Raw genomic sequence first — 24579 nt, 5'->3', positions numbered from 1 at the left:
GGCGCCCCCGGCCGGTCACGCGGAGCGAGTCGCGCACCGCGTCCGCACGACCGGCCGGAGGACCCCGCGCACGGGTGGAGCCTCGCTGTTCGCACACCGCGACACCTCAGTCACGCTACGCTCACGAAGCGGCCGACACAGATCGCGTCAACTCGACATCAGACCGACAGCTCACCCATGCAGCCCATTCGCCCACCCATCCACCCCAGTTCCCCTCCCTCCCTTCACGGCACTTCACAGCTCTCCACGGCAGAACGGCACAAGGCGACGAATGCCCCAGCACACCTCCGGGTCCGACCGGGCGGCGATCCCCCCAGCCGCCCGCGACGGTGGCAGCGTGCGGCCGCCCGCTCCCTCGACGCTCGACGAGCTGTGGCGGTCGTACAAGGCGACGGGGGACGACCGGCTGCGGGAGCAGCTGATCCTGCACTATTCGCCGCTCGTGAAATACGTCGCGGGCCGGGTGAGCGTCGGGCTGCCGCCCAACGTGGAGCAGGCCGACTTCGTCTCCTCCGGGGTCTTCGGGCTGATCGACGCGATCGAGAAGTTCGACATCGACCGGGAGATCAAGTTCGAGACGTACGCGATCACCCGGATCCGGGGCGCGATGATCGACGAGCTGCGGGCGCTGGACTGGATTCCGCGGTCGGTGCGGCAGAAGGCGCGGAACGTGGAGCGGGCCTACGCCACGCTGGAGGCGCGGCTGCGGCGCACCCCGAATGAGTGCGAGGTCGCCGCCGAGCTCGGCATGGAGGTCGACGAACTCCACGCCGTGTTCAGCCAGTTGTCGCTGGCCAACGTCGTCGCCCTGGAGGAGCTGCTGCACGTCGGCGGCGAAGGCGGGGACCGGCTCAGCCTCATGGACACGCTGGAGGACACCGCCGCGGACAATCCGGTGGAGGTGGCCGAGGACCGGGAGCTGCGGCGATTCCTCGCCCGGGCCATCAACACGCTGCCCGAGCGGGAGAAGACCGTGGTCACGCTGTACTACTACGAGGGGCTCACGCTCGCCGAGATCGGCAATGTGCTCGGGGTCACCGAGAGCCGGGTCAGTCAGATCCACACCAAGTCCGTGCTCCAGCTGCGGGCCAAGCTGGCGAGCTTCGGGCAGTGAGGCCGCCGGTGACCTCGCGCGGGCGAGTGGCTCTCCCGTTCGGCGCGGGGCGTCCGTACAGTGGTCGACGTGCCAAGGATTCGAGCGGCCTCCGTGGCCGAGCACCGGTCGATGCAGCGAGCCGCCCTGCTGGACGCGGCTCGGTCCCTGCTGTCCGAGGGCGGGACGGAGGCGCTGACCTTCCCGGCTCTCGCCGAGCGCACGGGGCTCGCGCGGTCGTCCGTGTACGAGTACTTCCGGTCCCGGGCCGCCGTGGTCGAGGAGCTGTGCGAGGTCGACTTCCCGCTGTGGGCGGCGGAGGTGGCCGCGGCCATGGAGCTCGCCGATTCGGCCGAGGGCAAGGTCGAGGCGTATGTACGCCGGCAACTGGCGCTGGTCGGGGACCGGCGGCACCGGGCGGTCGTGGCCATCTCGGCCAGTGAGCTGGACGCCGGGGCGCGGGAGAAGATCCGGGCGGCGCACGGCGGACTCGTCGCGATGATCGGCGAGGCGCTCGCGGAGCTGGGGCACGAGCAGCCCCGGCTGGCGGCGATGCTGCTGCAGGGGGTCGTGGACGCGGCGGTGCGGAGGATCGAGCTGGGCGCGGCGGAGGATCCCGCGGCCATCACCGACGCGGCCGTGGCGATGGTGCTGCGGGGCGTGCGAGGCTGAGCCCGGCTGCGCCGGGCTGGGTACCGGTGCTTGCAAGACGCCCTGTGCTGCGGCTGGGCGGGTGTCGGGTCGCTCGCCGGCGATTGCCGGTGCTTGCCGGGTGCCTCCCCCAAGCTCTACGAGCAGGGGAGTACCCCAGCACCCACCCGTGCCGCCCCCAGCGGCACGACCACCCGTAGCCGGGCATGCACCACCGCTGGCAGCTGTACAAGCACCACCGCCCACAGCCGGGCATGCACCACCGCCCACCCGCGCCACCCCAGCGGCACGACTGCCCGCAGCCGGGCATGCACCACCGCCCACAGCTACGCCGGCGCTCCTGCCCGCAGCTACGCCGGCAGCGGCACCCCCAGTACCGGCAGCAGTCTCGACGGCCCCCTGTGCAGCAGCCACGGTGGCAACAACAGCAGCGGGTCCAGGTAGATCTCGCCCCTCAGCAAGCCCCAGTGCACGCACGTGACCGGGCAGTGTGAACCCGTCGGCTCCACCGCTCCCACCACATCCCCCGCCCCGACCTCGTCACCCTTGCGCACCGACGGACTCACCGGCTCGTACGTCGTCCGCAGGTCCGTGCCCGCCAGTTCCACGGACACCACACCCCGTCCCGCCACCCGCCCCGCGAAGGACACCCGGCCCGGGGCCACCGCCCGTACCGGGGAGCCGGCCGGGGCGGACAGGTCCGCGCCGCGGTGGCCCGGGCCGTACGGTGTCGGCGGGGGTTCCCAGCCGCGCAGGACCGGCGGTCGTACACCCACCGGCCACGCGCGGGCGATCTGCGGCACCCGGACGGGGGACGGAGCGGGGGCCGGGGGAGCGGGAGCCGCCCAGGCCCACGGGGGCAGTGGGGCCGCCGCCAGAGCGGCTAGGAGCAAGATGGCCCAGACCTGGGCATATCGCGTAGGTCGTCGCATGCGACAACCGTCGCCCATCCCCGCCGATCATGGCCGGAGTCTGTGGACTACTCCCCGGTTGTGGACAGCGGCGTCACCCGGTGCCCCGGCGGTCCCGTACACTTCTTCTGGCGATCCGGGTCACCGGGTCGACTTCGCACGCCCCGACACCGGGCCGCCAAGCGGTCGGTGTCAGCGCCTCTCGGTCCTCTGTGGCACGGCGCATCGCGGGCGTCAGGCGTGGAAGCCGTCCGGCTTTCGCGGCACAACCGAGAAACTCAAGGAGATACGGCCATGGCCGTCGTCACGATGCGGGAGCTGCTGGAGAGCGGCGTCCACTTCGGTCACCAGACCCGTCGCTGGAACCCGAAGATGAAGCGCTTCATCTTCACCGAGCGCAACGGCATCTACATCATCGACCTGCTCCAGTCGCTGTCGTACATCGACCGCGCCTACGAGTTCGTCAAGGAGACCGTCGCCCACGGCGGCACGGTCATGTTCGTCGGCACGAAGAAGCAGGCGCAGGAGGCCATCGCCGAGCAGGCGACCCGCGTCGGCATGCCCTACGTCAACCAGCGCTGGCTGGGCGGCATGCTCACCAACTTCTCGACCGTCTACAAGCGTCTGCAGCGCCTGAAGGAGCTGGAGCAGATCGACTTCGAGGACGTCGCGTCCTCCGGTCTGACCAAGAAGGAGCTCCTGGTCCTCTCGCGTGAGAAGGCCAAGCTGGAGAAGACCCTCGGTGGTATCCGCGAGATGCAGAAGGTGCCGAGCGCCGTCTGGATCGTGGACACCAAGAAGGAGCACATCGCCGTTGGTGAGGCCCGGAAGCTGAACATTCCGGTCGTCGCGATCCTCGACACCAACTGCGACCCCGACGAGGTCGACTACAAGATCCCGGGCAACGACGACGCGATCCGCTCCGTCACCCTGCTCACCCGTGTGATCGCCGACGCCGTCGCCGAGGGCCTCATCGCCCGTTCCGGCGTGGCCGCCGGTGAGAAGGGCGAGAAGGCCGCGGGCGAGCCGCTCGCCGAGTGGGAGCGCGACCTGCTTGAGGGTGAGAAGAAGGCCGACGAGGCCGAGAAGCCGGCTGAGGCCGCCGCTGAGGCTCCGGCTGCCGAGGCCCCGGCTGCCGAGGCTCCGGCCGCCGAGGGCGAGCAGGCCTGACGCACGCGTTGACGGCGGGGGCGCTGACATGAAGTCCGCCCCCGCTGTTCACCCGTAGGTCGGTACGACGTATGCCAACCCCGACTACATGGGGAACGCAAACCGTGCTGACCTGAAGATTCTCCAGACTTCGAGAAAGACTCACAGACTCATGGCGAACTACACCGCCGCCGACGTCAAGAAGCTCCGTGAGCTCACCGGCGCCGGCATGATGGACTGCAAGAAGGCGCTGGACGAGGCCGAGGGCAACGTCGAGAAGGCCGTCGAGGCGCTGCGCATCAAGGGCCAGAAGGGCGTCGCCAAGCGCGAGGGCCGCTCCGCCGAGAACGGCGCCGTGGTCTCCATCATCGCCGACGACAACTCCACCGGCGTCCTCGTCGAGCTGAAGTGCGAGACGGACTTCGTCGCCAAGGGCGAGAAGTTCCAGGCCGTGGCCCAGACCATCGCCGAGCACGTCGCCAAGACGAACCCGGCCGACATCGAGGCCCTGCTCGGCTCCGAGATCGAGGCCGGCAAGACCGTCCAGGCGTTCGTGGACGAGGCCAACGCCACCCTCGGTGAGAAGATCGTCCTGGACCGCTTCGCGCAGTTCTCCGACGGCTACGTCACCGCCTACATGCACAAGACCATGCCCGACCTGCCCCCGCAGATCGGTGTCCTGGTCGAGTTCGACAAGCCGAACGCCGAGGTCGCCAAGGGCGTCGCCCAGCACATCGCCGCCTTCGCGCCGAAGTACCTCTCCCAGGAGGAGGTGCCGGCCGAGGTCGTCGAGTCCGAGCGTCGCATCGCCGAGGAGACCACCCGCGCCGAGGGCAAGCCCGAGGCCGCGATCGCCAAGATCGTCGAGGGTCGCCTCAACGGCTTCTTCAAGGACGCCACGCTGCTCGGCCAGCCGTACGCGCTGGACAACAAGAAGTCGGTCCAGAAGGTTCTGGACGAGGCCGGTGTCACCCTGAAGCGCTTCGCGCGCATCAAGGTCGGCATCTGAGTCCGTACCGCGATCGACGCACGGCCCGTGGGCAGAACCCGGGACCAATCCCGGGGGAAATCCCGATAGGGTCGTAAGCAGTCGTCCGCGTACACCGCCACACCCCGGCGTGAGGCGGACGGCAGCAGATCTGACGAGGAGGCCATTGCCGCGCATGGGAGCGAAAAGCGACCCCACCGGCAATGGCCTTCTTCGTATGTGCAACACGTGAAAGAGGCGGGATCTCCCATGACCACCAAGGCCCAGAAGAGCGACGACGGCAAAGTGCGCGGCCGGTTTCTGCTGAAGCTGTCCGGAGAGGCCTTCTCCGGCGGCGGCGGCCTGGGCGTGGACCCGGACGTGGTGCACAAGATCGCCCGCGAGATCGCGGCCGTCGTCCGGGACGGCGCCGAGATCGCGGTCGTCATCGGCGGCGGCAACTTCTTCCGCGGCGCCGAGCTCCAGCAGCGCGGCATGGACCGGGCCCGCTCCGACTACATGGGCATGCTCGGCACCGTGATGAACTGCCTCGCCCTCCAGGACTTCCTGGAGAAGGAGGGCATCGACAGCCGGGTGCAGACCGCCATCACCATGGGCCAGGTCGCCGAGCCGTACATCCCGCTGCGCGCCGTGCGCCACCTGGAGAAGGGCCGCGTGGTCATCTTCGGCGCCGGTATGGGCATGCCGTACTTCTCCACCGACACCACCGCCGCCCAGCGCGCCCTGGAGATCGACGCCGAGGCGCTGCTCATGGGCAAGAACGGCGTGGACGGGGTCTACGACTCCGACCCCAAGAAGAACCCCGACGCCGTCAAGTTCGACTCGCTCGGCTACGGCGAGGTCATCACCCGCGACCTGAAGGTCGCCGATGCCACCGCGATCACGCTGTGCCGTGACAACAAGCTGCCGATCCTCGTCTTCGAGCTGCTCGCGGAGGGCAATATCGCGCGGGCGGTCAAGGGTGAGAAGATCGGCACGCTGGTGGGTGACCAGGGAAGCCGGGACTGAGCTCAGGACCACCCGGTTCCCGGCCGGGGGATGGACAATGTCCTGCCGGTCCGGAACCGTGCAGGAAGCAGACGCGACGCAGCCGGCCGCCGCCCGACTCCGGGAACCGCAGCCGGGCCTTACTCAAGACACGCAGGAGCAAGTGGTGATCGAAGAGACCCTCCTCGAAGCCGAGGAGAAGATGGAGAAGGCCGTCGTGGTCGCCAAGGAGGACTTCGCCGCGATCCGCACCGGCCGTGCGCACCCGGCGATGTTCAACAAGATCGTGGCCGACTACTACGGAGCCCTGACGCCGATCAACCAGCTGGCCTCGTTCTCCGTGCCGGAGCCGCGCATGGCGGTTGTGACGCCGTTCGACAAGACCGCGCTGCGCAACATCGAGCAGGCGATCCGCGACTCCGACCTGGGCGTCAACCCCAGCAACGACGGCAACATCATCCGTGTGGTCTTCCCGGAGCTGACCGAGGAGCGCCGCCGCGAGTTCATCAAGGTCGCCAAGCACAAGGCGGAGGACTCCCGGGTCTCCATCCGCTCCGTGCGCCGCAAGGCCAAGGACGCCATCGACAAGGCCGTCAAGGACGGCGAGGTCGGCGAGGACGAGGGCCGCCGCGCGGAGAAGGAGCTGGACGACCTCACGTCGAAGTACGTCGCGCAGGTGGACGAGCTGCTGAAGCACAAGGAAGCGGAGCTGCTCGAAGTCTGATGAGCGACTCTTCCTGGGGGGCGCCGCCATCGGCGGGTCAGGCCGGCTACTGGGGGCCCACCGAGGGCGGGCCTGCCCAGGGAGCCGCCCCGGCGGGTCCCGCGTACGATGCGCCTGAGGCGCAGCACACTCGCCCCATGCCCATCGTGCCCGACGTATCCGCGTATGGCGGAGACCAGGACGACGACCGGGGGGCCGCTCGGCCGAGTGGCCCCTTGTTCCGCAACGAGGCCGCCGGCGAGGCATGGCCCGAGCCCGCACCGGCCGGGTCCCTGCCTGCCGAGAACCAGAATCCGGAGCCCATGCCCGACGCCCCCCAGCCGGCGCCAGCGCCGCAGAAGAAGAGCGCGGGCCGTGACCTGAGCGCGGCCATAGGGGTCGGGGTCGGGCTCGGTGTGGTGATCGTCGCGTCCCTGTTCGTCCGCAAGGCCGTGTTCGTCGGCGTGATCGCGGCCGCCGTGGTCGTGGGCCTGTGGGAGCTGACGAGCAGGCTGCGGGAGCGCAAGGGCATCAACGCGCCGCTCGTGCCGCTCGCGGTGGGCGGTGCGGCGATGGTGGTCGCCGGGTATGTGCGCGGCGCCGAGGGGGCGTGGGTCGCCATGGCGCTGACCGCTCTCGCGGCACTGGTCTGGCGGATGACGGAGCCACCGGAGGGCTACCTCAAGGACGTCACGGCGGGCGTCTTCGCGGCGTTCTACGTGCCGTTCCTGGCCACGTTCGTCGCGATGATGCTGACGGCGAAGGACGGCCCCTGGCGCGTCCTGACCTTCCTGCTCCTGACCGTCGTCAGCGACACCGGCGCCTACGCGGTCGGCTGGCGCTTCGGCAGGCACAAGCTGGCCCCGCGCATCAGTCCCGGCAAGACCCGCGAGGGCCTGCTGGGCGCGGTCGCCTTCGCGATGGTCGCGGGCGCGCTGTGCATGCAGTTCCTGATCGACGACGGCACCTGGTGGCAGGGACTGCTCCTCGGCCTCGCGGTCGCGGCCAGCGCCACCCTGGGCGACCTCGGCGAGTCCATGATCAAGCGCGACCTGGGCATCAAGGACATGGGCACGCTGCTGCCGGGTCATGGCGGCATCATGGACCGGCTGGACTCGCTGCTGCCCACCGCTCCGGTGGTGTGGCTGCTGCTGGTGGTCTTCGTCGGCTCCGCGTGAGGCGTGAATCGTACGGCTGGCTTCGGGGCCGTGTTGTCCTTTTGGCGGTGGGGGAAGGCCATGGCGCCGCGCCGCGGTAGCGGCGAATCGATACAGCATGGGCCGGCTGGATTCATTGCTGCCGACGGCTCCGGTGGTGTGGCTGCTGCTGGTGGTCGTCGTCGGCGCTGCGTGAGCCGTGAGCAGAGGGCCGTACGACGAGGCATACGACGGTGCCCCGTCCTGGGCGCAGGACGGGGCACCGGTGTGTCCGGGGGTCAGGCGCCCGGTGTGACGCGGATGGCCGCGAGGTCGAACTGGAGGCGGACCGTCTCGCTCACCATGGCGCCGCCCTGGGCGATCCGGGCGTCGTAGGTCAGACCCCAGTCGGAGCGGTTGATCGTGGTGGTGCCGTCGAAGCCGACCCGCTCGTCACCGAACGCGTCGGTGACGTGGCCGATGTACGTGAGGTCCAGGTCGACCGGGCGGGTGGTGTCCTTGATCGTGAGGTCGCCGGTCATCCGGTAGACGTCCTTGCCCACGAGCCGCACGGCGGTGCTCGTGAACGTCATCCGCGGATAGGTCGCGGAGTCCAGGAACGGGCGGCCGACGAGGTGCGCGTCCCGCTGCTCGACCCCCGTGTCGACGCTGGCGGTGTACACCACGATGTCGGCCCGGGACCGGGACGGGTCACGGCCGTCGAAGTACAGGCGGCTCTCGTACTGCGGAAAGGCACCGCGCACCGTCGTCACCATCGCGTGCCGCACCGAGAACCCGATCCTGCTGTGCGCGGGATCGATCAGCCACTCGCCGGTCAGGTGCGCCAGCTCGGGATCGGGCAGTACGGCGGTGGCGGTGGCACCGGCCACCGCAGCGGTGGTCGCCACGGGCGCGCCGGGGGACTGCGCGTGCCGGTGGGGGGAGTTGCGGCCGAAGAACTTCATGGCCTGTTGTTACGACATGGCAAAAGGCGGGACAAGGGCCGACCAGGAAACCCGACCGTTTCCCGACAGAACTTCACAGGCCGCCACCCCGCACACCCCCCGGGGAGCGAGCGCAGCGGGCCACCCTGTTCGATCTGCGACACTGGTACAGCCATGCCTAAGCCCGGAGAACTCACTTTCGTCGCCCCGCGCGGAGCCAAGAAGCCGCCGCGGCATCTCGCCGACCTCACGCCCGCCGAGCGCAAGGAAGCGGTGGCCGGGATCGGTGAGAAGCCGTTCCGTGCCAAGCAGCTCTCGCAGCACTACTTCGCGCGGTACGCGCACGACCCGGACCAGTGGACGGACATCCCGGCCGGCTCGCGGGAGAAGCTGCGCGAAGCGCTGTTCCCGGAGCTGATGACGGTCGTCCGGCATCTGTCGACCGACCAGGGCACCACCCGCAAGACGCTGTGGCGGCTGTTCGACGGCACGCTGGTCGAGTCCGTGCTGATGCGGTATCCGGACCGGGTCACCATGTGCATCAGCTCGCAGGCCGGATGTGGGATGAACTGCCCCTTCTGTGCCACCGGGCAGGCCGGGCTCGACCGGAATCTGTCCACGGCCGAGATCGTCCACCAGATCGTGGACGGGATGCGGGCGCTGCGGGACGGCGAGGTGCCCGGCGGGCCTGCTCGGCTCTCCAACATCGTCTTCATGGGGATGGGTGAGCCGCTCGCCAACTACAACCGGGTCGTGGGTGCGATCCGGGCGCTCACCGATCCCGCCCCCGACGGGCTCGGGCTCTCCCAGCGTGGGATCACCGTCTCGACCGTCGGGCTCGTGCCGGCCATCCACCGGTTCGCCGACGAGGGCTTCAAGTGCCGGCTCGCGATCTCCCTGCACGCCCCCGACGACGAACTGCGCGACACCCTCGTCCCCGTGAACACGCGGTGGAAGGTGCGCGAGGTGCTGGACGCCGGGTTCGAGTACGTCGAGAAGAGCGGGCGCAGGCTGTCCATCGAGTACGCGCTCATCCGCGACATCAACGACCAGGCGTGGCGGGGGGACCGGCTCGGCCGGCTGCTCAGGGGCAAGCCCGTGCACGTCAATCTCATTCCGCTGAACCCGACCCCGGGCAGCAAGTGGACCGCCTCGCGGCCCGAGGACGAGAAGGCGTTCGTCGAGGCCATCGCCGCGCACGGGGTGCCCGTCACCGTCCGGGACACCCGTGGGCAGGAGATCGACGGAGCCTGTGGTCAGCTCGCGGCCACCGAGCGGTAATCTGGCCACCGTCACTCATATCTTCATATTCCGACAGGGGAGCGCCACAGCGCTGAGAGTGCGGCGGACAGGGCCGCAGACCCTCTGAACCTCGCCCAGGTCATTCTGGGTAGGAAGTTCGGTCATCACTCAAGCTGTTGCGCCCTGCCCAGATCTCTGGGCGGGGCCGCGTTCTTCCTGGCCAACCCCCAGGAGGACATCCAGTGCACAACAAGACCCTCGTGGCCGTCGCGGTCGGCCTCGGCCTGATCAGTCTGTCCGCGTGCGGTTCCGGCAACGGCACCTCGTCGTCCGCCGATTCCAAGACCGTCACCCTCGTCAGCCACGACTCGTGGGCCGTCTCCAAGAACGTGCTCGCCGACTTCGAGAAGAGTTCCGGGTACAAGGTCAAGGTCCTCAAGGACGGCGACGCCGGGCAGGCCGTCAACAAGGCCATCCTCACCAAGGACAACCCGCAGGGCGACGTCTTCTTCGGCGTCGACAACACCCTGCTCTCCCGCGCCCTCGACAACGGCCTCTTCCAGCCGTACACCGCCAAGGGCCTCGACCAGGTGGGCGCCGCCTACCAGCTCGACCAGGCCAAGCACCGGGTCACGCCGATCGACTACGGCGACATCTGCGTCAACTACGACAAGGCGTACTTCAGCAAGCACAAGCTGACCCCGCCCCAGACCTTCGCCGACCTGGCCAAGCCCGAGTACAAGAACCTCCTCGTCACCGAGAACGCGGCCACCTCCTCGCCGGGCCTCGGCTTCCTGCTGGGCAGCGCCGCGCAGTTCGGGAACAACGGCTGGCAGGACTACTGGAAGAAGCTCAAGGCCAACGGCGTCAAGGTCGTCGACGGCTGGGAGCAGGCCTACTACCAGGAGTTCTCCGGCTCTTCCGAGGGCAAGAAGGCAGGCGGTGACCGGCCGCTCGTCGTGTCGTACGCCTCCTCGCCGCCCGCCGAGGTCATCTACGCCACGAAGCGGCCGAGCACCGCCCCGACCGGCGCGGCGAACGGCACCTGCTTCCGGCAGATCGAGTTCGCCGGGCTGCTGAGCAACGCCAAGAACCCCAAGGGCGCCAAGGCGTTCATCGACTTCCTGGTCTCCAAGGAGTTCCAGGAGGACATGCCGCTGAACATGTACGTCTACCCGGTCCTGAAGGGGGCGAAGGTGCCCGCCGAGTTCACCGAGTACGGCCCGGCCGCCCAGCACCCCGAGACCATGGCCCCCGGCACGATCGCCGCCAACCGCGACCAGTGGGTCAAGTCGTGGACGTCACTCGTACTGAAGTAGCCGAACCCCGGCGGAAGATACGGGGGAACGCGGCGCGGCTGGGCCTGATGGCCCTGCCCGTCGCGTTCTTCGCGCTGTTCTTCGCCTGGCCCGTGGCCGCGATCGTCGCGCGCGGGCTGAAGGTGGACGGCGCCTGGCGGTTCGGGCGGATCACGGACGTCGTCACCGAGCCGGACATCCGGCATGTGCTGTGGTTCACCACCTGGCAGGCGCTCGCCTCCACCGCGCTCACTCTGCTCCTCGCCCTGCCCGCCGCCTACGTCTTCGCGCGGCTCGACTTCCCGGGCAAGCAGGTGCTGCGGGCCGTCGTCACCGTCCCGTTCGTGCTGCCCACCGTCGTCGCCGGCAGCGCCTTCCTCGCGCTGGTCGGGCACGGCGGGCTGCTGGACGACCTGTGGGGCGTACGGCTGGACACCACGGTGTGGGCGATCCTGCTGGCCCACGTCTTCTTCAACTACGCGGTCGTCGTCCGCACCGTCGGCGGACTGTGGTCCCAGCTCGACCCCCGTCAGGAGGAGGCCGCCCGCATGCTGGGCGCGTCTCCGCTCAGCGCCTGGCGGAAGGTCACCCTCCCGGCGCTCGCGCCCGCCGTGGCCGCCGCCGCGCTGATGGTGTTCCTGTTCACCTTCACCTCCTTCGGCGTCGTCCAGATCCTCGGCGGCCCCACCTTCTCCACGCTCGAAGTGGAGATCTACCGGCAGACCTCCGAGGTCTTCGACCTGTCCACGGCCGCCGTCCTCACCCTTGTGCAGTTCGCCGCCGTCGGCGCGATCCTCGCCGTGCACGCCTGGACCGTACGGCGCCGGGAGACCGCGCTGCGGCTGGTCGACCCCGAGGTGACCGCCCGTCGGCCGCGCGGTGCGGGCCAGTGGGCCCTGCTCGCCGGTGTCCTCGTCACCATCGCTCTGCTCCTCGTGCTGCCGCTCGCCGTGCTCGTCCGGCGCTCCCTCGACGCACCCGGCTTCGGCTACTACCGGGCGCTCGCCGACTCCGACGGCGGTACGTTCCTGGTCGCGCCCGTGCAGGCGGTGTGGACCTCGCTGCAGTACGCCGTCGCCGCCACGGCCATCGCCGTCGTGATCGGAGGTCTCGCCGCCGCCGCGCTCGCCCGCCGGGACGCCGGACGGCTGGTCCGGAGCTTCGACGCGCTGCTGATGCTGCCGCTCGGCGTGTCCGCCGTGACCGTCGGCTTCGGCTTCCTGATCGCCCTGGACAAGCCGCCGCTGGATCTGCGGCAGTCCTGGATCCTCGTCCCGCTCGCCCAGGCGCTGGTCGGCGCCCCCTTCGTCGTACGGACCATGCTGCCCGTGCTGCGCGCGGTGGACGGCCGGCTCCGGGAGGCGGCGGCCGTGCTCGGGGCGTCGCCCTGGCGGGTGTGGCGGGAGGTGGACCTGCCACTGGTGCGGCGGGCGCTGCTGGTCGCGGCCGGGTTCGCGTTCGCCGTCTCGCTCGGTGAGTTCGGGGCGACCGTGTTCATCGCCCGGCCCGACAACCCCACGCTCCCGGTCGCCGTGGCCCGGCTGCTCAGCCGTCCCGGAGACCTCAACTACGGCCAGGCGATGGCCCTTTCGACCATTCTGATGGTGGTGTGCGCGGTCGCGCTGCTCGTCCTGGAACGGCTGCGCACCGACCGGACGGGGGAGTTCTAGATGCCGAAGACGCTGACGGGGGAGTTCTGATGCTGCTCAGCCTCGATGCCGCGACCGTGCGCTTCGGCGGGCGGGCCGTGCTCGACGCCGTCGGTCTGGAGGTCGCCGAGCACGAGGTGGTGTGCGTGCTCGGGCCCAGCGGCAGCGGAAAGTCCACGCTGCTCCGGGCGGTCGCCGGACTCCAGCCCCTGTCCGGCGGGCGGGTGCTGCTCGACGGCCGCGACCAGTCCGGCGTACCCGCGCACAAGCGGGGTGTCGGCCTGATGTTCCAGGACCATCAGCTCTTTCCGCAGCGGGACGTCGGCGCGAACGTGGCCTTCGGGCTGCGCATGCACGGCGTCGCGAAGGGGGAACGGGACGCCGAGGTGGGGCAGTTGCTGGAGCTCGTCGGGCTGCCCGGGGCGGCGCGGCGGGCCGTGGCCGCCCTGTCCGGCGGTGAGCAGCAGCGCGTGGCCCTCGCCCGTGCGCTCGCGCCGAAGCCCCGGCTGCTGATGCTGGACGAGCCGCTCGGCCAGCTCGACCGCTCGCTGCGGGAGCGGCTGGTGGTCGAACTGCGGGAACTCTTCGGCCGGTTGGGCACCACCGTGCTCGCCGTGACCCACGACCAGGGCGAGGCGTTCGCGCTGGCCGACCGGGTGGTGGTGATGAGGGACGGGCGGATCGCCCAGTCCGGCACGCCTCTTGAGGTCTGGCAGCGGCCCGCCGACGCGTTCGTGGCCCGGTTCCTCGGCTTCGACAACGTGGTCGAGGCGACCGTCGTCGGTACGGCCGCCGACAGCGCCTGGGGCAAGCTGCCGGTGCCCGACGGTTCCCCGCAGGGTGCGCGCACGCTGCTGGTCCGGCCCGCCGGGGTACGGCTCGTGGCGGCCGACGCGGGCCTGCCCTGCACGGTGACCGCCCGCACCTTCAAGGGCACCCATGTGGCCGTCCACCTCCAGCCCGGGGACGGACCACGCCTGGAGGCCGCCTGCGCACTGCGGGACGCGCCCGAGGCCGGGGACGCGGTGGGCGTGGAGTTCGACGCGGCCGACATCGTCGTGCTCGACTGATCGGCGACCTGCTGAGGGCAGGGGGCCGTACGACCGCGGCCCGTCCCCTGGGGATAGGGGGACGGGCCGCGGAAGTGGAGTGAGTGCGCCGGGGTCAGCCGTTGCCGCGCGTGCCGCGACGGCGCATGCCGAACCAGACCGCGCCGCCGCCGACGACGACCAGCGCGCCCGCGAGACCGGCGATCAGCGGGGTGTTGGAGTTCGCACCGGTCTCGGCGAGGTTCGAGCTGCCGGCCGCCGGGGACGGCGCGTTGCTCGGGGCTGCGCTCGCCGGGGCGGGGCTGGAGGCGGAGGAGGACGGGGTCGGGGTCGGCGACTGGGCCGGGGTGGACGCCGACGGGGTCGGCGTGGGGGAGGCGGGCGGGGTCGGGGTGGAGCTCTCGGTCGTGCAGGCCGTGGACGGCGTGCTCAGCGGAGTCGTGATGTCCTGGTCGACGTAAGGGCTGGCCGTGACGTGGACGCGGTACGTCGCGTTCGGCTTCCAGTTCTCCTGGAAGGTGACCGAAGTGCCCTCGGCGGAGCCCTTGACCGGCTGCTCGGCGATCTGCTTCTCGACGCCACCGTTGTTCTCCCGGAACACGGTGATGGTGGCCGGGGTACCGGAGGCGTCCTTGTCGGTGACGACGATGACGCCCTTGCCGCCGTCGCACTTGGCTTCGGCCTTGAACTCACTGATGCTGCACGCGAACGCGGTGCTGGACAGAGCCAGCACCGCGGCGGCGGAGGCAGAGGCGACACCGAGGATGCGCACCGAACGGCGTGCGCTGCGGCGAGTTATGGACAACGTTTGTCCTTTACAGAGTGCATAACTGCGGGGGGCTGAGGGGGTGTTGGGGCGGCAGGTGAGGGTGACGCCCCAGCACCCCCAGGAGGCTCACAGGTCTATAAGCGCTCCGTAAGCAGTGTCAATGCACAAGCCGTCAGCAGCCGTTGGCTTTACCTTCTTATTAATCGCCCGGACGTTTGACCCGAGTTGTCAGCCCTGGACCGCCGCCGGGTCCATCCACATGACCTCCCAGGTGTGGCCGTCGAGGTCGTCGAAGGCGCGGCCGTACATGAAGCCGTGGTCCTGGGTCGGGCCGGTCTCCGTGCCGCCCGCCGCGATCGCCTTCCCGACCAGCTCGTCGACCTGCGCGCGGCTCTCCGCGCTCAGACAGACCAGCACCTCGCTGGTCGTCGTCGCGTCGGCGATCTCCTTCTTGGTGAACGTCGCGTAGAACGGCTTGGTGAGCAGCATCGCGAAGATGGTGTCGCTGATCACCACGGAGGCAGCCTTCTCGTCGCTGAACTGGGGGTTGATCGTGTAGCCCAGCTCCGTGAAGAACTTCTTCGAGGCGTCGAGGTCGTTCACGGGCAGGTTCACGAAGATCATCTGCTGGTACATGAGGGTCTCTCCCGTAGGCGTTCGTGCCGGTGTGTTCGGTGGGTAGACCGGGGGTCCGGCTCGAACTCATCGGCGACGGGAGAACTTTTTTCAGCGGTCCACGGGGAGCGCCGCCAGGGCGGCGACGGCGACGGTGAGGGGACCGAACAGCGCCAGCAGGGCCGCCGCGCGCAGGGCCGCGGCCACGCGCAGCATCGAGGCGGGGGCGCCGAGCCGGAGCAGCGCGGCGGTCGTCTCGGACCGGCACTGGCGGGTCTCCACGGCCGCGGTGAGCAGGGTGGCGACCGTGCAGCCGGTGACGAGCAGCGCGCCCAGGGTGGTCAGCGGGCCGAACGCCGGTGCGGAGCCGGCGTACAGCGTGGTCATGGCGTACCCGGCGGACGCGACCGCGCACACGACGCCCAGGGGACGGCCGATGCGGGTGGCTTCCGCCATGAGGACCCGGCCGGCGAGCAGGCGGAGGGCGCCGGGGCGGGTGGACTGCAGGAGCCGGCCGCACAGGTGGGTGAGGCCGGGGGCGGCGAGGACCAGGCCGGTGGCGATGAGGAGCCAGCCGAGCAGCACGGCGAGGGCCGCGCGGTCGGCGTAGGCGTGGACCGCGAGGCCCATGGCGAGGAAGGTGATGCCCCAGGGGAGGCCGGCGGGGGCGTCCTTGGGGGGCTGAGGAGTGTCCGCGGGCCAGGTGGTCTCCGGGGCCGGGGCCGGGGATCCGGCTTCGGTGTCCGGTGCGGTGAGGTCGCCGCTCTCCTGCGGAGCGGGAGCGGCCTCGGCGGTACGGCCGCCCGTCGCGTGCGGATGCGGTGCCCCGCCGTCGCTCGCGGTCCGCCGGCTCAGACGCGCGCCGTACCTGCCGTACGTCCCGAACGTCTCCTTCGCCGTCGCGTGGCCGTACGCCCCGAAGCGGCCGAATCTGCGCGGGCCCGGGGTGGTGGGGCGGGGGTCGCGCGGGCGCAGGGAGAGGGCCACCGTCGTCGTGGCCGTGGCCGGCACCAGGGTGAGCAGGGTCAGGGCCGCCGGGAGCGGGAGGGGCTGGTCGGAGGCGAGGAAGTCGGACGCGGCGCCGTCGAAGGGCATGCCCGTCAGGTCGCCGCGCAGGTGCAGGAAGACCAGCAGGGCCACCGCCGAGCCCAGGGTGCAGGCCAGGGCCGTGGTGAGGGCGGAGACGGCCATGAGGCGGGCCGGGCCGAGGCCGACGGCGGACAGTCCGGTGCGTGGCTTGGTGCCGGGGTCGGTGCGGGCGACGGCGAGCGCGAGGTACACCGTGGCGGCGAGCGGCACCGCGCACCAGACCAGGCGCAGCGCGGCGGCACCGGCGGACTGAGGGTGGTGCAGGGCGTAACCGAGGCAGGACAGCAGCAGGAACCCGGTGCCCGCCGAGGCCGCGGCCACCAGCAGGCGGCGCAGCTGGACCGCGGGCCGGGCCGCGCGGGTCAGACGGAGAGCGAGCACGCGGCCCGGCCTTCCGTCTCCGGGGTCTGGGGCAGGTGCAGGGTCTGGACGCGCCGCCCGTCCAGCAGGGAGACCGTCCGGTCGGCGAGGGCCGCGGTGTCGGGGTCGTTCGTGGCGAGGACGACGGTGATGCCGTGCGAGCGGGCGGCCGTGGTGAGCGTCCGCAGCACGTGGGTGCGGTCGGCGCGGTGGAGCGGGGCCGTCGGTTCGTCGGCGAACAGGACCGAGGGGGCCGGGGCCAGCGCTCGGGCGATCGACACGCGCTGGCGTTCGGCCTGCTGCAGTTCGTGCGGGTGCGCGCGGGACCTGTCGCCGACGTCGAGGCGCTCCAGCCACTCCAGCGCGGCGACCTTGGCCCGGCGGCGGCTGGTGCCGCGCAGCATCAGGGGGAGCGCGGCGTTCTCCCAGACGTTCAGCTCGGGGACGAGGACCGGTACGGGGTCGATCCAGCCGAAGCGGTCCCGGCGCAGCCGTTCCCGGGCCATCGGGCCCAGGGTGTGCACGGGCGAGCTGTTGAACCAGACCTCGCCCTCGCGCACCGGCACCAGGCCGGACAGACAGCGCAGCAGGGTCGTCTTGCCGCTGCCGCGCGGGCCGGTGACGGCGAGGATCTCGCTCTCCCGCACCCCCAGCGAGATCCCGGCGAGCCCGGGAGAGCCGTCGGGGTGCCTGAAGTGCAGCGCGCGTGCCCAGAGCACGTCGTTGTCCGGCGGGGCCTCCATGGGCGTACACCTCGGTTCTGATCCGTTTTCCCGTGCCTGATCCCTCGTATGGGCGAACGAAGGCTGGGCCGATCGGTCACTGGAACGCTAGATAGCCGGTACCGGGAGGCCGGACAGCACACGGCCCCGGGCCGCCGTTCTCACTCGAACGGGCGGCACCGGGGCCGGTGTTGATCATCCAGAAGGATCACCCGAGGATGATCAGAGCTTGGTCCACGCCTCCGTGAGCGTGGCCCGCAGGATCTGCTCGATCTCGTCGAAGGTCTCCTGGTTGGAGATCAGCGGCGGGGCGAGCTGGATCACCGGGTCGCCGCGGTCGTCGGCACGGCAGTACAGGCCGTTGTCGAACAGGGCCTTGGAGAGGAAGCCGTACAGGACGCGCTCGGTCTCCTCCTCGTTGAAGGACTCCTTGGTGTGCTTGTCCTTCACCAGCTCGATGCCGTAGAAGAAGCCGTTGCCGCGGACGTCGCCGACGATCGGCAGGTCGTGCAGCTTCTGCAGGGTCTGCAGGAAGGCGCCCTCGTTGTCGAGCACGTGCTGATTGAGGTTCTCGCGCTCGAACAGGTCGAGGTTGGCGAGACCCACCGCCGCCGACACCGGGTGGCCGCCGAAGGTGTAGCCGTGCAGGAAGGTGTTGTCGCCCTTGTAGAACGGCTCGGCGAGCTTGTCGGAGATGATGCAGGCGCCGATCGGGGAGTAGCCCGAGGTCATGCCCTTGGCGCAGGTGATCATGTCCGGGACGTAGCCGAACTTGTCGCAGGCGAACATCGTGCCGAGGCGGCCGAAGGCGCAGATGACCTCGTCCGACACGAGCAGTACGTCGTACTGGTCGCAGATCTCGCGCACGCGCTGGAAGTAGCCGGGCGGGGGCGGGAAGCAGCCGCCGGCGTTCTGCACGGGCTCCAGGAAGACCGCCGCGACGGTGTCCGGGCCCTCGAAGAGGATCTGCTGCTCGATCTGGTCGGCGGCCCAGCGGCCGAAGGCCTCGGGGTCGTCGCCGAAGATCGGGGCGCGGTAGATGTTGGTGTTCGGCACCTTGTGCGCGCCCGGCACCAGCGGCTCGAAGGGGGCCTTCAGGCCCGGCAGGCCGGTGATGGACAGGGCGCCCTGCGGGGTGCCGTGGTAGGCGACCGCACGCGAGATGACCTTGTACTTGGTCGGCTTGCCCTTGAGCTTGAAGTACTGCTTGGCGAGCTTCCAGGCGGTCTCGACGGCCTCGCCGCCGCCGGTGGTGAAGAAGACCTTGTTCAGGTCGCCCGGGGCGTAGTCGGCCAGGCGCTCGGCCAGCTCGACGGCCTTGGGGTGGGCGTAGGACCACACCGGGAAGAAGGCGAGCTCCTGGGCCTGCTTGAAGGCGGTCTCGGCGAGTTCCGTGCGGCCGTGACCGGCCTGGACCACGAACAGACCGGCGAGGCCGTCGAGGTAGCGCTTGCCCTTGTCGTCGTAGATGTGGGTGCCCTCGCCCCGGACGATGGTCGGGACGGGGGAGTTCTCGTACGAGGACATGCGGGTGAAGTGCATCCACAGGTGGTCGTACGCGGTGCGGCTGAGGTCCTTCTGGGTCACGGTTATCGGGTTCCCCACATGTAGGTCTGCTTCTTGAGCTTGAGGTAGACGAAGCTCTCGGTGGAGCGCACCCCGGGCAGGGCCCGGATGCGTTTGTTGATGACGTCCAGCAGGTGGTCGTCGTCCTCGCAGACGATCTCGGCGAGGATGTCGAACGAGCCCGCGGTCATCACCACGTACTCGACTTCCGACATGTCAGTCAGCGCGTCCGCGATCGACTCGACATCGCCTTCGACGTTGATCCCGACCATCGCCTGCCGGCGGAAGCCCACGGTGAGCGGGTCCGTGACGGCGACGATCTGCATCACGCCCTGGTCCAGCAGCTTCTGGACGCGCTGGCGCACGGCCGCCTCGGACAGGCCGACGGCCTTGCCGATCGCGGCGTACGGCCGGCGGCCGTCCTCCTGGAGCTGCTGGATGATGGCGAGGGAGACGGCATCCAGCTGGGGGGTGCCGCCGTTCCTGGACTCGCGGGTGGAGTCCCTCTGGTCTGCGCTTCGACTGGCCACGACCTCACTGTGCACGAGGTCTCGACAGTTCCGCAAGCCCCGATCGATGAAATTCGTTGTCTGAGAGTCCCAACCTTGCGGATTTCGCAGAAGAGGTGCCCATGGGGGTGTTGAAAACGTGGGCCTGACGACTAGGGTGGGTGTCTCAGCAATCGGACAGCGAGAACCTGATTCAGGAGGCCGGCAGTGAGCACCGAGCTGCGTCGTCTGCGCAACTACATCGACGGTGAGTTCCGGGACGCCGCCGACGGACGGACCACCGAGGTGGTCAACCCCGCGACGGGCGAGGCGTACGCGACCGCGCCGCTGTCCGGTGCGGCGGACGTGGACGCCGCGATGGAGGCCGCCGCCCGCGCCTTCCCGGCCTGGCGCGACACGACGCCCGCCGAGCGGCAGAAGGCGCTGCTGAAGATCGCGGACGCGTTCGAGGAGCGCGCCGAGGAGCTGATCGCGGCCGAGGTGGAGAACACGGGCAAGCCGGTCGGGCTGACCCGCTCCGAGGAGATCCCGCCGATGATCGACCAGATCCGCTTCTTCGCGGGCGCGGCGCGGCTGCTGGAGGGCCGCTCGGCCGGTGAGTACATGGAGGGGATGACCTCGATCATCCGCCGTGAGCCGGTCGGCGTCTGCGCCCAGGTCGCCCCCTGGAACTACCCGATGATGATGGCGGTGTGGAAGTTCGCCCCGGCGATCGCCGCGGGCAACACGGTCGTCCTGAAGCCGTCGGACACCACCCCCGCCTCCACCGTCCTCATCGCGGACATCATCGGCTCGATCCTCCCCAAGGGCGTCTTCAACGTCGTCTGCGGCGACCGCGACACGGGCCGGCTGATGGTCGAGCACTCGGTGCCCGCGATGGCGTCGATCACCGGCTCGGTGCGTGCCGGCATGTCGGTGGCCGAGTCCGCGTCCAAGGACGTCAAGCGGGTCCACCTGGAGCTCGGTGGCAAGGCCCCGGTCGTCGTCTTCGAGGACACCGACATCGCCAAGGCCGTCGAGGACATCTCCGTCGCGGGCTTCTTCAACGCCGGCCAGGACTGTACGGCCGCGACCCGTGTCCTCGTCCAGGAGTCCATCCACGACGAGTTCGTGGCCGCGCTCGCCAAGGCCGCGGCCGAGACGAAGACGGGTCAGCCGGACGACGAGGACGTCCTGTACGGCCCCCTGAACAACCCGAACCAGCTCAAGCAGGTCTCCGGCTTCATCGACCGCCTCCCCGCCCACGCCAAGGTCCAGGCGGGCGGCCACCAGGTCGGTGACAAGGGCTACTTCTACGCCCCGACCGTCGTCTCCGGCCTGAAGCAGGACGACGAGATCATCCAGAACGAGGTCTTCGGCCCGGTCATCACCGTCCAGTCCTTCTCGGACGAGAACCAGGCCGTCGAGTGGGCCAACGGCGTCGAGTACGCCCTCGCGTCCTCGGTGTGGACCAAGGACCACGCCCGGGCGATGCGCATGTCCAAGAAGCTCGACTTCGGCTGCGTGTGGATCAACACCCACATCCCGCTGGTCGCCGAGATGCCCCACGGCGGCTTCAAGAAGTCCGGCTACGGCAAGGACCTGTCGGCGTACGGCTTCGAGGACTACACGCGCATCAAGCACGTGATGACGTCCCTGGGCGAGTAGGCACCGGGTACAGCGGGCGCGGCCCCCGGACGGGTCACCTCCCCGTCCGGGGGCCGCGCTGTCTCGTTCCCCGGTCACGAACTCCGGCTCGCTGCCGGTGAGCTGAAGAGAAGAGTGGCCGCCCGCTCCCAGTCCGCCGTCTGCTCCGGTCTCCGGAGCCGGTCCGCCGCACGGAGGTTGGTGTCTGCGCCGACTGATCGACGCCCAGCACGACCCCGCCTACGTGTGCGGTTCGCCTGGAACCCGCTCGCAGCCGCCGTCTTCGGCGAGTCCGGCGAAGTGCCGTGCGTGCCACGGACAGCGACCACGTATGACCGGAACATGCCATCAGTGATCGACAAGGTGTCGGGCAGCCGTCGGCTTGCTCGACGCAGCGTCGATTGTCCGTTCGGCGGGCCGGGCGGCATGCTTCCGGGGTGCCCCAGACTTCTTCCCGTACGACACCGATGTCCCGCCGTTCCCTTCTGCGCGCGCTCGGCGGCACCGCCGCGCTCGGCGCCCTGGCCGGCTGCGGGGTGCCCGCCGCCTACGTCGCGCCCGGCGACCGGGCCGTCGCCGACGAGTCCACGGCCGACAAGAAGCTGACCTGGGCGAACTGGCCGCTGTACATCGACACCGACGACAAGAACCCGAACCGGCGGCCCACCCTGGACGCCTTCGAGAAGCGCACCGGCATCTCCGTCGACTACGTCGAGGAGATCAACGACAACGACGAGTTCTTCGGCAAGATCAGCCCGGCGCTGATGAACCACCAGTCCACCGGCCGGGACCTGATCGTCATCAGCGACTGGATGTGCGCCCGGTTCGTCCGGCTGGGCTGGGTCCAGGAGATGGACCGCGCCCGGCAGCCGAATGTGGCGAAGTATCTGGACCCGCTGCTGCGTACCCCCGCCTTCGACAAGGGCCGCCGGTTCACCGTGCCGTGGCAGTCGGGCATCACCGGCATCGCCTACAACCGCAAGAAGCTGGGCCGCGAGATCCGGCACGTGAAGGACCTCTGGGCGAGCGACCTCAAGGGCCGCGTGACCCTCCTCTCCGGCCTGGACGAGTCCTTCGCGCTGCTGATGCAGGGCAACGGCGTGGACATCACCACATGGACGGCGGACGACTTCCACAACGTCTGCGACGAGGTGGAGCGCGAGATCCACCGCGGCCAGATCCGCCGCTTCACCGGCAACGACTACACCAAGGACCTGGTCAGCGGCGATGTGCTGGCCTGCCAGGCGTACTCGGGTGACGTCATCCAGCTCCAGGCGGACAACCCCGACATCCGCTTCGTCGTCCCCGAGGAGGGCGCCGAACTCTGGGCGGACTCCCTGATGATCCCCAACCGTGCCCTGCACAAGGCCAACGCCGAGCGGCTGATCGACTACTACTACGACCCCGAGGCCGCCGCGGCACTCGCCGCGTGGGTGACGTACGTCTGCCCGGTCCCCGCGGCCAGGGAGGTCCTGGCCGCTTCGAAGGACAAGGACACCGCGGCCCTCGCCGACAACCCCCTGATCTTCCCGGACGCCACGATGCGCGGCCGCCTCGCCGTCGCCCGCGACATCACCTCCACGGAACGGGTGGAGTTCGCCAAGCGCTGGAACAGGATCGTGGGGCTCTGAGCCGCCGACCGGTCACCCGGGTGCCGTCACCCGGTCCAGGGTGCTGCCGACCGGCTTGAAGGTCCTGCGGTGGTGGAGCAGCGGTGGGGAGTCGGAGGTGGCCACCGCGACGACACGGGCGATGACGATGTCGTGGTCGCCCTCGTCGTGGATCTTCTCCCGGTGGCAGATCAGGCTGGCCGCCGCGTCCGGTACGACGGGTATCCCACCGTCGAGCACCCGGAGGCCTCCGGTCGTGTGTTTCGCCGGCTCCGAGGTTGCGAACGTGCGCGCCAGGTCCTCCTGGTCCTCGGCGAGCAGGTTCACCGCGAACGCGGGCTGTGCCGTGAGGGCCGCGTGGGTGCGGGCCGTCTTCGCCACGCAGACCAGGAGCCGCGGCGGGGCCATCGAGAGGGTCGCGAACGAGGTGACCGTCATCGCGCGCAGGGTGCCGTCGTGTGCGGCGCTGACCACGGCCACGGTCGAGGCGATCCGGGAGAAGGCGTCGAGCACCAGGGAGCGGGTCGCTTCACGGAGCATGGTCGAGGGTTCCTTCGGCGTGGGCGGGGACCGGCAGCGGGTCCGGCCGGGGGGCGGTGCGGCGCTGCCTCGACTCCAGGCGGCCGGACACGACGGCGGTGAGCAGCGCGGCCGCGGCCATGACCGCGCCCACCGCACTGGACGACGCGTACCCGAAGCCGGCGCTGATGGTGAGGCCGCCGAGCCAGGCGGCGATGGCGTTGCCGAGGTTGAAGGCGCCGATGTTGAGGGAGGACGCCAGGGTCGGTGCCCCCGCCGCGTGGTCCAGCACCCGCTTCTGCAGGGGCGGGACGGTCGCGAAGCCGAACACTCCGATCAGGAACGTGAGGACCACCGCGGCGACCTGGTGGGAGGCGGCGAGACTGAAGCAGAGCAGTGTCACGGAGAGCAGCGCCAGCGTGGTGCAGAGCATCGGCATGAGCCGCTTGTCGGCGAGCCTGCCGCCGACGATGTTGCCGAGCACCAGCCCGCATCCGAAGACGACGAGGAGCCCGGAGACCGAGGACTCGGGGAAGGACGCGACCTCGGTCAGGATCGGCGCGATGTAGGTGACGGCGGCGAACACCCCGCCGAATCCCAGCACGGTCATGAGCATCGCGAGCACGACCTGCGGGTTGCGGAGCGCGGCGGCCTCCCCGGCGACACCGACCCGTTCGGGACGACGGTCGGCGGGGACGAAGCAGAGGACTCCGGCGACGCCCAGGACTCCCAGGAGGGCGATGAGGACGAAGGTGACGCGCCAGCCGGCCGCCTGTCCGACCAGCGTTCCCAGGGGGACTCCCGCGACGTTGGCGACCGTGAGTCCGCTGAACATCATGGAGATCGCCGAGGCGCGGCGGTGCGGCGCCACGAGGTCCGCCGCCACGACCGAGCCGATGCCGAAGAAGGCGCCGTGGGCGAAGGAGGCGAGGACCCGGCCGAGGAGCAGGAGGGCGAAGTCCGGTGCGGCCGCGCAGAGCGCGTTTCCGGCCACGAACACGCCCATGAGCAGTGCGAGCATCGATTTCCTGGACATCCGGGTGCCCAGCAGGGTCATGACGGGTGCGCCGACGACCACGCCGACGGCGTAGGCCGTGACCAGGTAGCCGGCCGACGGGATCGACACGCCGAAGGTGTCCGCCACCTGCGGCAGGATCCCGGTGGCCACGAACTCCGTGGTTCCGATGCCGAACGCACCCATGGCGAGAGCCAGAAGCGCCAGTGGCATGTGTACTCCTCGACCTCGGCGCACCGGATCGGTGCGCGAGCTGGCGATGGGGGGCCGGCCGTGCCGCGCGGTGGGCGCGGGCGGGCCCGAGTGAGCGGTGAGACCCCGCCCGCCGACGGAGGGGGACGGCCGTCAGGCGGGCGGAGTGTCACCGCGCAGTGACGTT

The 24579-nt window shown here is 70.3% G+C and carries 23 protein-coding genes; 13 read left to right on the top strand and 10 right to left on the bottom strand.

Going from position 1 to position 24579, the window contains the following annotated elements; all coding sequences use genetic code 11:
- The first annotated feature begins 271 nt into the window (after positions 1–271).
- The gene (gene whiG, locus O1G22_RS12460; protein ID WP_225099267.1) at positions 272–1114 is read left to right on the top strand and encodes an RNA polymerase sigma factor WhiG; all 843 of its coding nucleotides are present in this window, start codon (positions 272–274) and stop codon (positions 1112–1114) included.
- A gap of 93 nt (positions 1115–1207) precedes the next feature.
- Positions 1208–1765: a TetR/AcrR family transcriptional regulator gene (locus O1G22_RS12455; protein WP_225099442.1), complete on the top strand. Its 558-nt coding sequence runs from the start codon at positions 1208–1210 to the stop codon at positions 1763–1765.
- 329 nt (positions 1766–2094) lie between these two features.
- Here the strand turns inward: O1G22_RS12455 and O1G22_RS12450 are convergent, their stop codons facing one another.
- Positions 2095–2676: a M23 family metallopeptidase gene (locus O1G22_RS12450; protein WP_270081431.1), complete on the bottom strand. Its 582-nt coding sequence runs from the start codon at positions 2674–2676 to the stop codon at positions 2095–2097.
- Between the two features lie 273 nt (positions 2677–2949).
- On the opposite strand from O1G22_RS12450, the gene rpsB reads away from it, so the two are divergent.
- The 5 genes from rpsB (at position 2950) to O1G22_RS12425 (ending at position 7660) form a co-directional block, all read left to right on the top strand.
- Positions 2950–3825, top strand: coding sequence for a 30S ribosomal protein S2 (gene rpsB, locus O1G22_RS12445; protein ID WP_225099264.1), 876 nt, complete (start codon positions 2950–2952; stop codon positions 3823–3825).
- Between the two features lie 151 nt (positions 3826–3976).
- Positions 3977–4813: a translation elongation factor Ts gene (tsf, locus tag O1G22_RS12440; protein WP_270081430.1), complete on the top strand. Its 837-nt coding sequence runs from the start codon at positions 3977–3979 to the stop codon at positions 4811–4813.
- A gap of 228 nt (positions 4814–5041) precedes the next feature.
- Complete coding sequence (gene pyrH, locus O1G22_RS12435) at positions 5042–5800, top strand: UMP kinase (RefSeq protein WP_225099262.1); 759 nt, start codon at positions 5042–5044, stop codon at positions 5798–5800.
- Between the two features lie 145 nt (positions 5801–5945).
- Positions 5946–6503, top strand: a complete 558-nt coding sequence (gene frr, locus O1G22_RS12430; protein WP_225099261.1) for a ribosome recycling factor — start codon at positions 5946–5948, stop codon at positions 6501–6503.
- A complete protein-coding gene (locus tag O1G22_RS12425) occupies positions 6503–7660 on the top strand; it encodes a phosphatidate cytidylyltransferase (protein ID WP_270081429.1) in 1158 nt (385 codons plus the stop codon). The genes frr and O1G22_RS12425 overlap by 1 nt, the downstream gene beginning before the upstream one ends.
- 257 nt (positions 7661–7917) lie before the next feature.
- Here O1G22_RS12425 and O1G22_RS12420 read toward each other — a convergent pair whose 3' ends face one another.
- The gene (locus tag O1G22_RS12420; protein ID WP_270081428.1) at positions 7918–8583 is read right to left on the bottom strand and encodes a YceI family protein; all 666 of its coding nucleotides are present in this window, start codon (positions 8581–8583) and stop codon (positions 7918–7920) included.
- Positions 8584–8736: 153 nt separating this feature from the next.
- Between O1G22_RS12420 and rlmN the strand changes: the two genes are divergently transcribed.
- The 4 genes from rlmN to O1G22_RS12400 all read left to right on the top strand — a co-directional run bounded on the left by rlmN (position 8737) and on the right by O1G22_RS12400 (position 13821).
- Positions 8737–9843, top strand: a complete 1107-nt coding sequence (gene rlmN, locus O1G22_RS12415) for a dual-specificity RNA methyltransferase RlmN (RefSeq protein ID WP_270081427.1) — start codon at positions 8737–8739, stop codon at positions 9841–9843.
- 203 nt (positions 9844–10046) lie between these two features.
- A complete protein-coding gene (locus O1G22_RS12410; protein ID WP_270081426.1) occupies positions 10047–11123 on the top strand; it encodes a thiamine ABC transporter substrate-binding protein in 1077 nt (358 codons plus the stop codon).
- Between the two features lie 47 nt (positions 11124–11170).
- The gene (locus O1G22_RS12405) at positions 11171–12772 is read left to right on the top strand and encodes an ABC transporter permease (RefSeq protein WP_270081425.1); all 1602 of its coding nucleotides are present in this window, start codon (positions 11171–11173) and stop codon (positions 12770–12772) included.
- A gap of 29 nt (positions 12773–12801) precedes the next feature.
- Positions 12802–13821, top strand: a complete 1020-nt coding sequence (locus tag O1G22_RS12400) for an ABC transporter ATP-binding protein (RefSeq protein WP_270081424.1) — start codon at positions 12802–12804, stop codon at positions 13819–13821.
- Between the two features lie 94 nt (positions 13822–13915).
- Here the strand turns inward: O1G22_RS12400 and O1G22_RS12395 are convergent, their stop codons facing one another.
- The 6 genes from O1G22_RS12395 to O1G22_RS12370 all read right to left on the bottom strand — a co-directional run bounded on the left by O1G22_RS12395 (position 13916) and on the right by O1G22_RS12370 (position 19466).
- The gene (locus O1G22_RS12395; RefSeq protein WP_270081423.1) at positions 13916–14605 is read right to left on the bottom strand and encodes an LAETG motif-containing sortase-dependent surface protein; all 690 of its coding nucleotides are present in this window, start codon (positions 14603–14605) and stop codon (positions 13916–13918) included.
- A gap of 192 nt (positions 14606–14797) precedes the next feature.
- Positions 14798–15205 (bottom strand): VOC family protein, encoded by a 408-nt coding sequence (locus O1G22_RS12390; protein WP_270081422.1) that lies wholly within the window; start codon positions 15203–15205, stop codon positions 14798–14800.
- Between the two features lie 90 nt (positions 15206–15295).
- Positions 15296–16654 carry a hypothetical protein gene (locus O1G22_RS12385; RefSeq protein WP_270081421.1) on the bottom strand — a complete coding sequence of 453 codons (1359 nt, stop codon included), beginning with the start codon at positions 16652–16654 and terminating at the stop codon, positions 15296–15298.
- Entirely contained in the window at positions 16636–17376 is a 741-nt protein-coding gene (locus O1G22_RS12380; protein WP_270081420.1) for an ABC transporter ATP-binding protein, read from the bottom strand. Before O1G22_RS12380 ends, O1G22_RS12385 begins: the two co-directional genes overlap by 19 nt.
- Before the next feature lie 201 nt (positions 17377–17577).
- A complete protein-coding gene (locus O1G22_RS12375; protein ID WP_270081419.1) occupies positions 17578–18942 on the bottom strand; it encodes an aspartate aminotransferase family protein in 1365 nt (454 codons plus the stop codon).
- Positions 18943–18944: 2 nt separating this feature from the next.
- Positions 18945–19466, bottom strand: a complete 522-nt coding sequence (locus O1G22_RS12370; RefSeq protein WP_067041370.1) for an Lrp/AsnC family transcriptional regulator — start codon at positions 19464–19466, stop codon at positions 18945–18947.
- Between the two features lie 171 nt (positions 19467–19637).
- Here O1G22_RS12370 and O1G22_RS12365 point away from each other — a divergent pair, with 171 nt between their 5' ends.
- Positions 19638–21077 (top strand): gamma-aminobutyraldehyde dehydrogenase, encoded by a 1440-nt coding sequence (locus O1G22_RS12365; protein WP_270081418.1) that lies wholly within the window; start codon positions 19638–19640, stop codon positions 21075–21077.
- A 416-nt stretch (positions 21078–21493) separates the two neighbouring features.
- Positions 21494–22687 carry an ABC transporter substrate-binding protein gene (locus O1G22_RS12360; RefSeq protein WP_428986354.1) on the top strand — a complete coding sequence of 398 codons (1194 nt, stop codon included), beginning with the start codon at positions 21494–21496 and terminating at the stop codon, positions 22685–22687.
- Positions 22688–22699: 12 nt separating this feature from the next.
- Here O1G22_RS12360 and O1G22_RS12355 read toward each other — a convergent pair whose 3' ends face one another.
- Positions 22700–23206, bottom strand: coding sequence for a flavin reductase family protein (locus O1G22_RS12355; protein ID WP_270081417.1), 507 nt, complete (start codon positions 23204–23206; stop codon positions 22700–22702).
- Positions 23196–24413, bottom strand: coding sequence for an MFS transporter (locus O1G22_RS12350; RefSeq protein ID WP_270081416.1), 1218 nt, complete (start codon positions 24411–24413; stop codon positions 23196–23198). Before O1G22_RS12350 ends, O1G22_RS12355 begins: the two co-directional genes overlap by 11 nt.
- Positions 24414–24579 lie beyond the last annotated feature (166 nt).

The organism is Streptomyces camelliae (assembly GCF_027625935.1).
GTDB classification, from domain to species: Bacteria; Actinomycetota; Actinomycetes; order Streptomycetales; family Streptomycetaceae; genus Streptomyces; species Streptomyces camelliae.
The sequence above is the reverse complement of the archived record's forward strand: the minus strand, read 5'-3'. Positions and strand labels throughout refer to the sequence as shown.